This window comes from Spirosoma migulaei, from assembly GCF_054776855.1.
Genome location: NZ_BAAHBG010000002.1, coordinates 284,900 through 298,429 on the forward strand (window position 1 = coordinate 284,900; position 13,530 = coordinate 298,429).

Here is a 13,530-nt window from a genome sequence, read left to right on the forward strand (position 1 = left end):
AAAATGGGCACCAGGAACCGGGAGCATAGCAGCTGAATGAGAAATCATGGTTGAGATGTTCGTTGCTAAGAAAACAAATCTCTGTAGAGGATTGATCGGATTCTATTTACGACGCAGCACAGGCTTGCTTCCTGGCTGACTCGTATAAACGCGATTACTAGTTGTTCTGGTACGAGTAGAATCTACAGTTCCAGTGGCGATACCCCGCGTGGCAGCTTCATAACGATCATACGTAGGCCCCGTATAGCGCGTAGGAATAAATGGATTCCCTGATTTTGAGACTTCAGTGATATAGTAAACGCCTGCATAGCCAATCTGCCCCAACATGTCGATGCGCCAATAACTGTAATCATGCCGCCTTACCTTTAGAACGGCTCCTTTAGGTAGCTTGAATAGCGTCTCGGATCGTGAATTTGGTTCTTTTTGGATAGGGCACGACACACTAACCCGCCCGTACCAAGTAGTTGTATCGGGTGGGAGAGGAGGGGAAGCCACTCCCTTACTCTTGATTTCATCAATCGGTTTGTGGGGATAATTGCGGCTTTTAAACGTTTCGTAATCCTTTTCAAGGAAAATGTAAGGGATATAGCCAGTCCTGTTATTGTAGATTACTTTATAGAATTCGCTATCTTTTTGAATAATACTTACCTCTGCCTGTGCAGGCACTGTTACCAAAGTTGGAGAGGTGATAACAGGCTTTTCTTTTAAGGGGGCGTCTGCTAATATATTCTTGCTAAGAGGGTATCTAAATTGATATCTGTCTTGTAGTGTGTCGCTTTGGGCTAACCCAGTTTGGGACAGCAAAAGCAATAAAAGCACGACAGTTTTCATACTACATCGTTCCCGCACAAAGCATACCAATTCTCTCGGCTACACAGGGCGATTTTACTAAACGGTTATGGACTTACCTATTATTTTAAAATGAAACGACTATTTAGGTTATATGTTACTCATTGGCTCGATTATTGCCTATTTTGTTTACGATTGTATCTCCATAGGCGGGGTTACAAGTTCTTATGGGTTAGGTTTAAAACGCTGACCTTACTAAGGTCGGCGTTTTTTGTTAGCACGAGCCCTGAGAAATTTATTAGAGACTCCCGTAGATGTAAATAAATCAGCCTCGCTATACTTAGTGGGGCTGATTACTTTTTTGGGCTATGGTTAATTGATAGTCAATGGATTGATTTCTAATTCACTAGCTACCTGAGTCTTACACTTCTTTATAGTTGCTGAAGAGATGTGTTTCCGGTGTTTGATCTGGTTAAGGGGTTAGAAGAAAGAATACTACAACAAAGGAGGGTGAGCCAGAAAAGCATATACGTCTGGTAGATTTTACAAACTACCTTTTGAATTGGCAGGATTTTGGAGATTCGTATTTTTTACGAAACTCAGCAAGTATGGCCAACCAAATCAACGTAGACTTACTCAAGGAATATATTAAGACCCTGATTGCCTCTGAGGTAGTATTTCCAGGTACACTACCTCGCCAGTGGGGCAAAGAATTTAGTAAGGATGAGTTGGAAGATATTAATCTTGGCCTAAAAATGATACTCAGGATGGCTGATCCCAGTGTTGATAAAGAACTTCTTCGGGAGTTTAAGCGGGTGGATGCATCGGGTACGTATATCCACTGGTTTCTGTGCAATAACTGGCGAAAGATCGTTCAGTTAATGGCCGAATATCCTTATTTATCTACCCGCGCTAATTTGAAGACAACCCCAAATTTGCCCAGAAGATAGATGGTATCGTAGCTCCATTATTATTGAGAAATAGCCGGGAATAACGATGCTTATCAACAATAAATCGTTTTTCGAATCCAGGGTTATTTATAAACAATTGTGGGTTAATCAGGTGATGCCTTACCAAAAAAACGCTGACTTCATTGAGGTCAGCGTTTCCGATTCTATCCACACCATCCATACACAAATAGGTGCATGGATATAGTTTGTTAAAAAGAGAAGGCCTTCAGTAACTTACCCTATTATCTGTAAAAAAATAGTATTCCTTCTGTGGTTCACAGAGTTAACAGCAACTTGATGGTCTGTCAGCGCCAATACCTCCATACGATAACAATTCTGGCGTGGGTATGCCTGGCTGGTTAAACTACCTGAATACGTATATAGGGACTGGTAAGTCGTAACATAATTCCTATTAATGCGGTTAACTAGGTCTGATTCTTATAGCAACTAGTTTGGTGGTCATTTTACGAAATATAGTTATCAAAATTTGCCAATGGGTAGGCGTAATAGTTTTGGTAACCTCGTTTTCAGTAGCACAGTCGGCAGAACCCTGGCCGTTGCAACCCGGAATTTATTTCCCACAGGCACCTCTTCCCGGAAAGTGGCGCAAATCTGTTGGCGCGGTATTTACGACCACACCGCCTGAACTAACCGAAGAGGTTCGGGTGAGTGTGCCCGCTATTGATTTCAATATTCAGCGAGGATTAACGAAGCATTTGTTTTTGACCAGCCGGTTTCAAACCCAGTTTGTGCAGAGCAACCTGGGCCTGGGCCTTCGGTGGGCTACTCCGTTAACGAATCGATTATTCCTGTCAGCTGGGTATGAAATTACAGGATGGCTTGGTGCCTTGCAGGTCAAGGATGTGTTTGCCAGCCAGGCCTATGGAGTTGAAACGTTTCCCAGTGTATCAGTAGGTTATAAGCTTACAAAGGACCTTCGGCTAACGGTTAGGTCAGAGGCTATCATCGACCTGTATTACCGCTCACAGGTAGGTTCGCTGGCCGTTGTGTATAATCGCCGGGAAATTAATGGGGTGGCCTTCACTTTTATGCTGGAGCAACCCTTTTATTACAAGCGCCATGTTTCGGTAGGAATACGGGCCGCTTACTCCAATTTCAACTGGCAGCTTTGGTCACTCTACGACACCTTTGACCGAAACCTGTTTTACCCACAACTTATTTTTGGCTTTATCCTGTGAAACTGTCTTTTTATATAGTACTAGGCTCATTAGTTATACTCTTTGACGGCTGTCGAAAGACCTATGAAGCAATCGTTCCTTATGACTTTACAAACCAACCGGGTTCAGGACAATTTGTGCCGGCTATTCGGAAGTCAATGGAAGGTGTTTATACCATTTCAAACGGAGCCAGCCAATTTGGCGAGCTGGCGGCTTTAAAATGGACCTACCTGCTTAATGGAGCCGATACCACTCACTATCTATCCATTTTCACCGGCACTGATGCTACTTATTTTAATCTGGAAAGTGCGCCCGATGCCGACAGTCTGGTGTTGAACGGCTATTGGCGTAAGCTGGTGAATGAGGAAATTGGTGAAGTTCGCCTGATTCTGAGGGAGAAGCATAACGGAAAGCTGCAACTCTTCAAGGGTAGTTTGGCCCAAGGCGACACGCTGGTTGTAGATGGATTATATGGTGATAAATCCGCAGAGCCTAATCATCAGATTACCCTAACCTATAACCGACCCTTAAACCCCAGGCCATTTTCTATCATGGCCCACCGGAGCGGTGGACGAACATCGGACCTGTTGCCTGCTTCAGAAAATTCTATAGAAATTATTAAGCTGGCTTCCCGGCTGGGCGCAACAGGGATTGAAATTGACGTGCGCTATACCAAAGATGGTGTTCCCATTTTATACCACGACAATACCCTGAATCTGCGGCTCATTCAGAAAAGCGGCCTGACTGGCCCTGTTGAAGACTATACCTATCAGCAACTGAGTACCCTGGTTCGGCTGGTTAATGGGGAGAAAATTCCGACTCTTGAAGAAGCGCTGGAAACGGTTGTGAACAACACATCCCTGAATTTTGTCTGGCTCGATACCAAATACATTGGGCCAATGGATAAAGTACAGGCTCTTCAGCAGAAATACCGGCAGAAGGCGATTCTGGCCCGTCGGGATCTACGAATTGTCATTGGCTTGCCCAGTACAGAAGCCGTAGATTCCTACCAGGCACTGGCCGATAAGTCCAATACGCCCATTTTGTGCGAGCTGGATACGGCTATTACAAAAGGATTAGGTGCTCGTATCTGGGCACCTCGCTGGACACTTGGCCCTCAAACGGAGGAAGTGCTGGCCATGCAGGCGGCTGGCCTGACGGTTTTCGTCTGGACACTCGATGAGCCTGAATTTATTCGGGAGTTTATTAGTCAGAATCATTTCGATGGTATTCTGTCTAACTATTCGCCAGTGGTTGCGTATTATCATTATATCGAACAACAGTAAGCGCATGACTATCCGTTTACAAACAATAGTAGGGCTGGTTTTTCTGTTTAGTATGAACCTGACCGTACAGGCACAATCGAGAACTCGCCGAATGCGCCAGTTGCCCGTTTTAACGGATACAACACGCGGGCCTTATACGATTGTCGTATCGGCCGGTGGCGGGTTATCTTATTACTCAACACATCTGGGAGTCCCGGCTGCGTTGGAGCAGACCCATGTTAGTCGGTTTGGAGTTCCGGGATCACTGCGTGTGATGTGGTATCCCGATCATCGGCTACGAGTGGGGCTGGAAACGGGCTGGACAACGATGTATAGTTACCGGGGGCAAGTGGCAGGCGACAATGCCCATGTATATGTGTCGGCTGTTCCAATTCTGCTGGTATTCTCGATGCCGTTGGCCTGGTTAAGGGGAACGGATAAAAGCCTGGTCCGTCGGCTTGCCATAACCGCCGGAACGGGTATGTATGTGAATCACTCGCGGCTCGATTATGCCGGAACCGTGTTCAGCAATACAAATAGTCTGGGCTGGATGGCTGCCGCTTCGTATACGTACCCCATTGGGCGCAAGTTTCGGGTGGCGGGTGAGTTAAAGTGGTTCGATGCCGTGGCGGCTGAAAACGCTGCGTTTACCGCAGAGCTTCAGCTGGTATGGCGGGCATTTTCCTGGTAACTGGAAGCACGTTATGGAACAAGATACAAACAAACGCGAAATTCTGTTTTTAAGCGATACACAGGCTCCCATGTGGGTAGAACGCCTGGTGCTGCGAACGCATCAGAATACAAAAGCAACCCAGGCAATTTTCAACGAAATCCTGCGAATTCGTCCGGCTGTGCTGTATTGGCTGGGCGATATTGTTTCTCTGGGGTATCGCAACAATAAGTGGCGGATCATTGACCGGTTCCTATTACAATGCACAGAGGTCCGAACGGCCGTGTATGCTATCATGGGAAATCATGATGTGATGGGCCGCCCCCGAAAGGGCGCTAAGAATTTCCAGCAGCGATTTCCTGAACACATTCATACGGGCTATGTAAAAACTACCGATGAGATTGCCGTGGTGATGCTGAATTCCAATTTCAGTACGCTCTCCATTGCTGATCTGGTAACGCAACAAACCTGGTATGAGCAAACGTTAAAGGATCTGGATAACGACCCATCGGTAAAAGTCGTTATTGTGACTTGCCACCACGCGCCCTATTCGAACAGTAAATTAGTGGGTTCATCTAAACTGGTGCAACAACGATTTGTGCCACCGTATGTCAAATCGCAGAAAGCACGCTTATTTATTACGGGCCACTCGCATGCCTTTGAGCGGTATGAATTTGAGGGAAAAACATTTCTGGTTATCGGCGGTGGCGGTGGATTGCGTCAGCCCCTCAATACCTCGCCAAGTCGTTTGCCCGATTTAGCTTTAACCTACAAACCAATGTTTCACTACCTCGCTGTTCGGCGAGAAGGTGATGGTTTAGTGTTGAAGTCATACTGTCTCAAAAATGATTTTTCAGGTTTTTCTGAGGGGTATCAATTCGAAATTCCATCCGAAGTATCCGCCTGAGCAGCTCAGCAAAGGTATCAGGGCTTTATACTTACAACTGATTCGCCATTGCTGGGGTCTGGTAGGTATGAAACGAACATTAGCTGGCTTGCTTCTTTTTAGTACATTGTTTAGCTGCCACAAGGAGTCCAGTGTATTTGGTAGCATTGCCAACTGTCAGGTAGCAAACCCGCTCCTTGATTTACCCTGGCTAAAACGTATTATAAATGAACAGTCTGTTCCTTATCTGCAAATTGAGCAGGGACAGTACCAGCAGAAAACTGTTTATATTGTTAGTACCTGCGGTTTATGTTTTGCGGGAGGGATTGCTACTGTTTACCAGTGTGATGGTACTGAAATCTGTCATACCGGCACCTATATACTGGAACCAAATCCATCGTGCAGACAGCTCAACGAGGCAATCACCGATAGAAAAGTATTGTTAAGCCGATAGTCACTCTTCATTCAATATACCAGCGCCTAAGGTCGAAAACAGCGTTTGCCAATACTGCGTTACGGCAGGGTTGTTTTCTTTAATGGATGCATTGGGTTCGAAGGGCAGAATCATCGTAATATCGGGGCTGCCAATGGTGTATCGCTTGAGCTGCTCGGCATCGGCTTTGGCCCATTCGTCGGCCTGAGCGTTGTCTTTTGGGGCTTTTACCTGAAAATCGCGTCGTCCCGGTCCTTTCACACTCTCGATCATATCGCTCAGGTAATAGACCTTGACCGTTGCACCGGTTTCATTCGCTTTCGCAATAACGGGCAAGCTGGCCCAGATGTCCGTTTCCTGATTCGACTTCCCCGTATTTTGAGCAACTAATTGCTGGAGCACCCGCTGCCGTATCTGCGCTTTTTCACGCGTCAGCATCAAATTGAATTCAGTTTCGGCGGCTTCCCGATCTGTTGGGCTAGCCGATGATACGTCCTCCATTTCAGAACGAACAGTCAAATTCAGCGCACGAGCTTTGGACGTATTTTCATGGATGAAGTACACGTCAAGTTTATCGCCTTTCTGGCGAATGTTTTCGTCAATAATGGCGGTTAGTGCCTGTTGGTATTTCTGAGCGACAAACGCTTTATTGACATTGACACTACGAGTCTTATCCAGAAAAATCAAAGTGTAAACTGGCCCATCGGTAAGGGTTTTCGTTTTGTCGCTACCATCGGAACAGGAAAAGAAAAGGCTAGTACACAGAGAGAAAAAGAGGATGAGCGTGGCACGAAGACTTCGTTGAGTAGCTCTTGTATATCTCTGTGGCATAACAAATTGTTGCATAAGCTTAGTTGATTAATTCCTTGCGTAACGTGCTGTCGGCGGGGGCTTTATGATTCCAGTAATCCGTTTGACTCGTCTTCTTAAGAACTGCCCGCGAGGTCAGAAGGTTATCTTTGGTGTCGTAGGTTTCTTCCCAGCCAACAATTTTATGCGGGAACAGCTTCTCGAAAATAATTACCAGTGTCCGGTCGTCAGTTGGGTATTCAATAGTGTACGATTTAAGAAACGTACCCGGATACAGAACGCCTTCGTAGTTGGCCAGGGTGGCTTTGGCGGGTAGTGGTTCGAGCGATTTGTGCCGTAAGTGCACGGCCATTGTGCCGGGAATCAACTGGATTTCGCCCGTAGGCAATTTGTCCGGATTCAGCCGAATACGGTTCCAGAGTTCATCTTCGAATAGCGCTTTGGCAATGGTATAATTTTCGTCAACCGCTTTTTCCTGATAAGACTTGCCACTTACCTGATACCCATTGTTGCGGTAGTTCACCTGCAGATAGCTGTGACCATCCCACTCCTGATCAGATAGGCTGACTTTCAGTGTATTCGGGAAAAGGGGCGGGCCATCAGTACGGGCGTTAACTGGTGTAAAAACAGAGGTAAGAAGGGAATACTCATAAAGCCCGGTTGAAAATTTTTTTGAATAGGATGTCTTCAGAACGGGTATGGTGTTGTCACCTTTTTCAGCTCTCACCTGCTTGTCGGGCCGGAAATCTTCGGTCATGAAGATCAGCATGGCCTCTCCGGCATTCAGGGCACCGTTTTTAGCCTGCTTAAGTTGGTAGGTATTCAACTCGGCTTTTCCCGAAAACCAGTAGCTGGTGAATTCGGCTGGCAGTGTATCTGCCGGTTTTGGTTTTGTATCGGGTTGTTTCTGAAAAATAGTTGCTTTCTTAACGAAGGCAACTACCACGGCTAGTATCAGAACAATCAGCAGGAAATTTTTGGTAATAATCTGTTTCATAAGATGCCAGCTTCGATCCGGCCACATTGCAAAAGTCAGGCAGATTCGTTTATCTTACAACTGTTTACCAAAACGATTTGCCCAATCATGATACAACCTCTCGCTCGACTCTTCTTTATTCTTCACTTTTCACTCATCACGCTTCACGCCCTTATTGCTCAGGTCGAAAAATCACCGCCACGGCATGAAGGCGATGGCCCGTTTGGGAAACTCATCATTCGGGGTGTTACGCTGGTCAACAGTACAGGTGCCCCGCCTGTTGGACCCGTCGACATTGTGGTCGAGAAAAATAGGATTACTCAGATCCGTCAGGTGGGCTATCCTGGGGTTCCAATCGATCCGCGAAGCCGGCCACAGGCTTCGCCCGGCGATAAAGAACTAAACTGTGAAGGCATGTACCTGATGCCGGGTTTTGTGGACATGCATGGTCATATTGGCGGACAGGCGCAGGGAGCGAATGCCGAATATGTGTTTAAACTCTGGCTAGGGCATGGTATCACTACCATCCGTGATCCATCCTGCGGAAACGGTCTCGACTGGGTACTTGAGCATCGGGCTAAAAGCGAACGGAATGAAATTACGGCCCCTCGCATCAAAGCGTACACCGTGTTTGGACAGGGGTCAAAAGAACCCATCAGTACGCCCGAACAAGCCCGTGCCTGGGTACAACAGAATGCCAAACGTGGTGCCGACGGCATTAAATTCTTTGGCGCCGAGCCGAACATATTTCGGGCAGCCCTGGAAGAGAACAAGAAACTTGGTCTTCGGTCGGCTTGCCACCACGCCCAACTGGAGGTAGCCCGTATGAACGCCCTTGCCACCGCCAAAGCCGGGCTGACTTCACTCGAACACTGGTATGGCCTCCCCGAAGCTCTTTTTGAGGACAAAACCGTACAGAATTACCCGGTTACCTACAATTACAGCAATGAACAGAACCGATTTGAGGAAGCGGGAAATCTTTGGCAGCAAGCGGCTAAACCGGGTTCCGATCGCTGGAATAAAGTGATGGATGAACTCATTGCGCTGGATTTTACCCTCGATCCAACGTTTAATATATACGAAGCCAACCGGGAATTGATGCTGGCCCGGCGCGCCGAGTGGCACGAAGATTACACCATGCCGAGCTTGTGGCGGTTTTATGGGCCAAGTCGTATTTCGCATGGGTCGTATTGGCAGTCGTGGGGTACGGAGCAGGAGGTGGCCTGGAAAAAGAATTACCAACTCTGGATGGCGTTTATTAACGAGTACAAAAACCGGGGAGGGCGCGTTACCGCAGGGTCAGACTCCGGCTTCATCTATCAACTTTACGGATTTGCCTACATCCGCGAACTCGAACTCCTGCGCGAAGCCGGTTTCCATCCGCTCGAAGTAATCCGGGCAGCTACCTTAAAAGGTGCAGAAGCCCTGGGAATGGCCGATCAGATTGGTTCGGTTGAGGTTGGCAAATTGGCCGATTTTGTGATTGTCGATCAGAACCCACTGGCGAATCTGAAAGTTCTTTACGGAACGGGAGCCATTCACCTGAACGAAAAAAACGAAGTTGAGCGCGTGGGTGGCGTAACCTATACCGTAAAAGATGGCATTGTGTATGACGCCAAAAAACTTCTGGCCGACGTTCGTAAACTGGTAGCTGATGCCAAGGTGAAAGAAAATTTCGAGATTACTCAACCGGGCGTTCCGGCTAAGGCTGGGAAAGTGGGTGGAGGGAAGAATGACTAAAATTGAGTTGTGCCATACGCTATATCCCCAAGATATAGCGTATGGCACAACGCTAAAACTCAACTGTTACAGTGGTTCCCTGGCCGGGGATACTGTCAATGAGCAGTTGGCCTTTGTTTAGCCGTACAAACTCCCGGCTAATTTCCAGACCCAGGCCAGTACCTTTCTCACCCGCGGTACCATAGCTTGTAGCACCAATGCTGGTTGTCTGCTCCAATTGTTCGGCAGCAGTCATGCCTATACCTGAGTCCTGAATAATAAACTGGGACCGGCCGTTTTGCTGACGCGTACTAAGTTGGATGTGTCCACCTTTAGGCGTAAACTTAATGGCATTGTGGAGCAGATTACGCGCTATAATCGTTACCTGATGCTCGTCGGCGGCAACGGGGGCCGTTTCATAATGTGTTGTTACCGTTAACTGCTTGCCGGGAAGTTCGGCACTGTACAGTTGAAGGATGGATTCGCCTATTTCCGACAAGTCGAAGTGCGTCGGATGAACGCGTATGCCTCCCCGCTGGAGTAATGCCCAGTTTAGCAGATTATCCAGCGTAACAAACACCCCATCGACCGTTTGCTGCAATTGAGCGCTTGCCTTCTCATACTGCTGGGCAGTTGCATATCCCTTCTGTACATTCATGAGCTGAATTTTGAGACTCACAATGGGGCTGCGAAGATCATGGCCTATTATGGCAAATAGTTTGTCCTTTACGTGGTTGAGTTCGCCAAGCTCATGGTTTTTCTGTTGTAACTGTTTGTATTGTTGTTGTACAACCTCCTGAATAGTCCCGGCTATTTTCTTAACGGTGTAGGTAACATAAGTAAGTACAATAAAGACGCCTATACCAGAGTTGAATTGTCCAATTTCAAAAGGAAGATTTAACTGCCTAAATACGAGTAGTCTGGCTGTTGCATAACTAATTGCCATTAAAATTGAGACAATCACCGATATTTTACCTTCCAATAAAAGTATTGAAAAGAGAGCAATCATGATAAAATACATCTCAATATGTACATCTACGTGGGCCAGCAGTCTGGTATAAAGACCCCAGACTGCTGCGACGTACATCGTACTGATCCAATACCATGAAGCAAGCTTTAATTTATATCGATAGGTTAACCATAAAGTTGGGAATACATATAAAGAAATGGTTACCAGATTATTAAGTGCTCGGTCATAGTTTTTGAAAACAAGGTTGATGGTTATCAGAAGTGCCAACAGCGGTATACCAAACCAACCAATATTAACTAACGTTACAAATCTGACCTGATCAAACGTAGGAAGTTCATCAAGGCGCTCTTTCGGATAAAGTCTTGCCCAAAGACGAGTTGCCCAGTTCATAGCACTGTTAATTATTGGTAACTACGACACCTGCTTGTTGCATAAACTGGAGTACAGCCGGGCGGTATGTGGTGCCAATTGGGAACTTTTTCGTTGACACTTGCACTTGGTTGGCTTCCAAATTGCTAAGATGCTGGACATTAATAATGAAGGACTTATGTATTCTAACAAAGCGGTCGCTGGGTAATTCGTTTTCCAGCGTTTTTAAACGCTGATTCAATACTACGGGACCATTCTGCGTATATACTTTTATGTATGTACCGTAGGCTTCAGCGTATAAGATATCATCGAGTACAAATCGATTCAATTTCCGGCCCGATTTAAAGAACATGTGCTTTTTTTCTTCGACGACTGGAGCTGGCTCTACCACCTTCGTAACAACGGGTTGGGGCTGGAGAGCTAATGCCCGACGAATACCCCGCAAAAAACGGAGGTAATTAAATGGTTTAACCAGAAAATCGGCAACTGAATCCAGGTCGTAACAGGATATGGCTGGCTCAACGTGAGCACTTATCATAATAACAGGAGGTAGATTGATCAGACCCTGAAGGAGTTCGACTCCGGTCATACCCGGCAGATTATAATCTAAAAGCAGGAGATCGACGCTGGTATTATTCAGTAGTGAAAAGGCCTCCATGGCCGTGGAACAAACTAACGGTGGCTCAAAAAGAGTTGTCTGAGCCAGATACGCCCTAAGTTGATCAACAAAGGCGGAATCATCCTCAACAATAAGACACGAATACATGAGAAGTTACGGTTTATAACAAGTTACTTGGTAAAGACCATAAATATCAGGCCAAAATGACTGAATAAGTTATGGTTAATGGCATAAAAAAGATTTTTACTGTCAGTAACCGCTAATATGCATAGAATAAGGGCTTATTGATATACTAACAAGTGTATTGTTATATCAATATTTTATTGAATAATATACATAGGAAAGATTTAGTGCCAAACTTAAAAGGTGCAAACGTAGCAGGTATTCTCAACCCAGATAGCCATGCTAGCCGTAGTGAGTGAGCGGTTAGTACGAAGGGTTAATAGGTAAGAAAGTGTGAATGAGTTCTGTTGGTAGGTAACATATAATTTGCATTAAATATAGGATCAGTCTTTGTTATAAAGTATAAGTAAAATAGTGGTCAGATTGGGCGCTATAAATATCGGGCCAAAATTCAATGTCGCTCTGAATACCAATGACCTAAACCTTCAGATTTTATCATCTAAAAGCGGTGAATTGGCCCTTATAACGCTGTTTTGGCATTGAAAAGAAGTAAATAGACGCAAGTATGTTTGCTGAAAACTATCCTATATATCTCGGTATCGTTCATAAGGGAAAATGCCATATACGTATACTAAAAACAGCTGTATACCTATAATTTCTTCTAAAATGGCCTAAAGTAAATCTTACTAAGACTCATTGGCATCAGTTTAGCTAATCATATAGTAACTGATTTCTTATAATGAATACCTATTTCTAGAAAAAGAATCGGTTTTAGTATAACGATCAATATTTGTCACTTAAACACACATATATATATGGCTACATGCACTCATGGTAGGTATATCGTTGATTGACACCACAGATTACAGGTTTCTGAGTGTGTAATACAATTCGCCATTCGGTGCCTGGTCACAAGGGTTTTAGTGCAACACCCACCGGTTACTTGTCAATAATCATGGAAGAGTTTTACGCTATTGAAAACGTATATAAGCAACCGGTTAATATCATGCGTATTGGTATGCGATGCCCCTTACTTGTTTTGGTACTGATTTTTTGCCGGGGAATTGGCGCAGGCACAACTGTATCTTGTTAATGGTAGATGAAGCATCCGGTATTAATTGGTACCCTGCTTACGGAAACACCAGCGGGCTCGGGTAAGTACCAACTGTCATTTACCCATGAAGATAATGTAGGCTATAAGGTAAAGGTGAGTAGGCGATACCATTACTGTTAAACTACTGATTACACCTACCGATATAACCCAATGCTCGTTCACAGTTATACAAACGGTGCTCATCAGTTCGGTGGAGTGTACCCCATTGCTTGGTAGTATTGGCGATTTCGTCTGGAATGACCAGAACAAAGACGGGCAACAGGATTCGAATGAACCCGGCGTTGATGGCGTAATCGTAAGGCTATTACAGGAAACAACCCCCGGTAACTACACCGTCGTTTCAACAACCGTGACCTCAGGTAATGGCACTTATCTGTTCCCGAGCTTGCCAGGAGGAACCTATGTGGTTGAATTTGACAAAACAACGTTGCCCGCCAACTTTACCTTAACCACTGTTAACGCATTAGGCGTAACTAGTTCATTGGATAGCGATGCTGACCCCGTTACCGGACGCTCTGGTTTGATTGCGTTAGTGCCTACGAATCCTGCCCTGCGCGATAGGTTAACAATCGATGCTGGGATTGTTAATACAGATTGTCCACCTACTGTGAAGTGCATACCTATTGCGATCAAACGAATTCGATAAACAAGCCGTAACT

The 13,530-nt window shown here is 45.6% G+C and carries 13 protein-coding genes; 8 read left to right on the forward strand and 5 right to left on the reverse strand.

The features are described from left to right. Positions 1 to 102: 102 nt before the first annotated feature. Entirely contained in the window at positions 103 to 831 is a 729-nt protein-coding gene (locus ACYVGO_RS02300; RefSeq protein ID WP_460967264.1) for a hypothetical protein, read from the reverse strand. Between the two features lie 566 nt (positions 832 to 1,397). On the opposite strand from ACYVGO_RS02300, the gene ACYVGO_RS02305 reads away from it, so the two are divergent. From ACYVGO_RS02305 to ACYVGO_RS02330, 6 genes are all read left to right on the forward strand, one after another. Next, a complete protein-coding gene (locus tag ACYVGO_RS02305; protein ID WP_460967266.1) occupies positions 1,398 to 1,739 on the forward strand; it encodes a hypothetical protein in 342 nt (113 codons plus the stop codon). Positions 1,740 to 2,251: 512 nt separating this feature from the next. Continuing rightward, positions 2,252 to 2,938 (forward strand): hypothetical protein, encoded by a 687-nt coding sequence (locus ACYVGO_RS02310; protein ID WP_460967268.1) that lies wholly within the window; start codon positions 2,252 to 2,254, stop codon positions 2,936 to 2,938. After that, positions 2,935 to 4,203, forward strand: coding sequence for a glycerophosphodiester phosphodiesterase (locus ACYVGO_RS02315; RefSeq protein ID WP_460967270.1), 1,269 nt, complete (start codon positions 2,935 to 2,937; stop codon positions 4,201 to 4,203). Before ACYVGO_RS02310 ends, ACYVGO_RS02315 begins: the two co-directional genes overlap by 4 nt. A gap of 4 nt (positions 4,204 to 4,207) precedes the next feature. Next, positions 4,208 to 4,873, forward strand: coding sequence for a hypothetical protein (locus tag ACYVGO_RS02320; RefSeq protein WP_460967271.1), 666 nt, complete (start codon positions 4,208 to 4,210; stop codon positions 4,871 to 4,873). Positions 4,874 to 4,886: 13 nt separating this feature from the next. Then, on the forward strand, positions 4,887 to 5,759 hold the full coding sequence (locus ACYVGO_RS02325) for a metallophosphoesterase family protein (protein WP_142770238.1): 873 nt from the start codon (positions 4,887 to 4,889) through the stop codon (positions 5,757 to 5,759). Between the two features lie 67 nt (positions 5,760 to 5,826). Further along, positions 5,827 to 6,192 (forward strand): DUF6970 domain-containing protein, encoded by a 366-nt coding sequence (locus ACYVGO_RS02330; protein ID WP_460967274.1) that lies wholly within the window; start codon positions 5,827 to 5,829, stop codon positions 6,190 to 6,192. Here the strand turns inward: ACYVGO_RS02330 and ACYVGO_RS02335 are convergent, their stop codons facing one another. Next, positions 6,193 to 7,017 carry a hypothetical protein gene (locus ACYVGO_RS02335; protein WP_460967276.1) on the reverse strand — a complete coding sequence of 275 codons (825 nt, stop codon included), beginning with the start codon at positions 7,015 to 7,017 and terminating at the stop codon, positions 6,193 to 6,195. 4 nt (positions 7,018 to 7,021) lie between these two features. Then, positions 7,022 to 7,978, reverse strand: coding sequence for a hypothetical protein (locus tag ACYVGO_RS02340; RefSeq protein WP_142770240.1), 957 nt, complete (start codon positions 7,976 to 7,978; stop codon positions 7,022 to 7,024). Between the two features lie 87 nt (positions 7,979 to 8,065). Here ACYVGO_RS02340 and ACYVGO_RS02345 point away from each other — a divergent pair, with 87 nt between their 5' ends. Continuing rightward, a complete protein-coding gene (locus tag ACYVGO_RS02345) occupies positions 8,066 to 9,697 on the forward strand; it encodes an amidohydrolase family protein (protein WP_460967277.1) in 1,632 nt (543 codons plus the stop codon). A 52-nt stretch (positions 9,698 to 9,749) separates the two neighbouring features. Here ACYVGO_RS02345 and ACYVGO_RS02350 read toward each other — a convergent pair whose 3' ends face one another. Continuing rightward, entirely contained in the window at positions 9,750 to 10,622 is an 873-nt protein-coding gene (locus ACYVGO_RS02350; RefSeq protein ID WP_460967279.1) for a sensor histidine kinase, read from the reverse strand. A 421-nt stretch (positions 10,623 to 11,043) separates the two neighbouring features. After that, positions 11,044 to 11,781 carry a LytR/AlgR family response regulator transcription factor gene (locus ACYVGO_RS02355; RefSeq protein ID WP_460967281.1) on the reverse strand — a complete coding sequence of 246 codons (738 nt, stop codon included), beginning with the start codon at positions 11,779 to 11,781 and terminating at the stop codon, positions 11,044 to 11,046. Positions 11,782 to 13,046: 1,265 nt separating this feature from the next. Here ACYVGO_RS02355 and ACYVGO_RS02360 point away from each other — a divergent pair. Next, the gene (locus tag ACYVGO_RS02360) at positions 13,047 to 13,517 is read left to right on the forward strand and encodes an SdrD B-like domain-containing protein (protein ID WP_460967283.1); all 471 of its coding nucleotides are present in this window, start codon (positions 13,047 to 13,049) and stop codon (positions 13,515 to 13,517) included. Positions 13,518 to 13,530 lie beyond the last annotated feature (13 nt).

Coding starts and splice junctions, on each gene's coding strand:
- ACYVGO_RS02350 (WP_460967279.1), bottom strand. CDS start 10,622: ATGGCAATTAGTTATGCAACAGCCAGACTACTCGTATTTAGGCAGTTA.
- ACYVGO_RS02335 (WP_460967276.1), bottom strand. CDS start 7,017: ATGCAACAATTTGTTATGCCACAGAGATATACAAGAGCTACTCAACGA.
- ACYVGO_RS02300 (WP_460967264.1), bottom strand. CDS start 831: ATGAAAACTGTCGTGCTTTTATTGCTTTTGCTGTCCCAAACTGGGTTA.
- ACYVGO_RS02345 (WP_460967277.1), top strand. CDS start 8,066: ATGATACAACCTCTCGCTCGACTCTTCTTTATTCTTCACTTTTCACTC.
- ACYVGO_RS02330 (WP_460967274.1), top strand. CDS start 5,827: ATGAAACGAACATTAGCTGGCTTGCTTCTTTTTAGTACATTGTTTAGC.
- ACYVGO_RS02325 (WP_142770238.1), top strand. CDS start 4,887: ATGGAACAAGATACAAACAAACGCGAAATTCTGTTTTTAAGCGATACA.
- ACYVGO_RS02340 (WP_142770240.1), bottom strand. CDS start 7,978: ATGAAACAGATTATTACCAAAAATTTCCTGCTGATTGTTCTGATACTA.
- ACYVGO_RS02355 (WP_460967281.1), bottom strand. CDS start 11,781: ATGTATTCGTGTCTTATTGTTGAGGATGATTCCGCCTTTGTTGATCAA.
- ACYVGO_RS02320 (WP_460967271.1), top strand. CDS start 4,208: ATGACTATCCGTTTACAAACAATAGTAGGGCTGGTTTTTCTGTTTAGT.
- ACYVGO_RS02305 (WP_460967266.1), top strand. CDS start 1,398: ATGGCCAACCAAATCAACGTAGACTTACTCAAGGAATATATTAAGACC.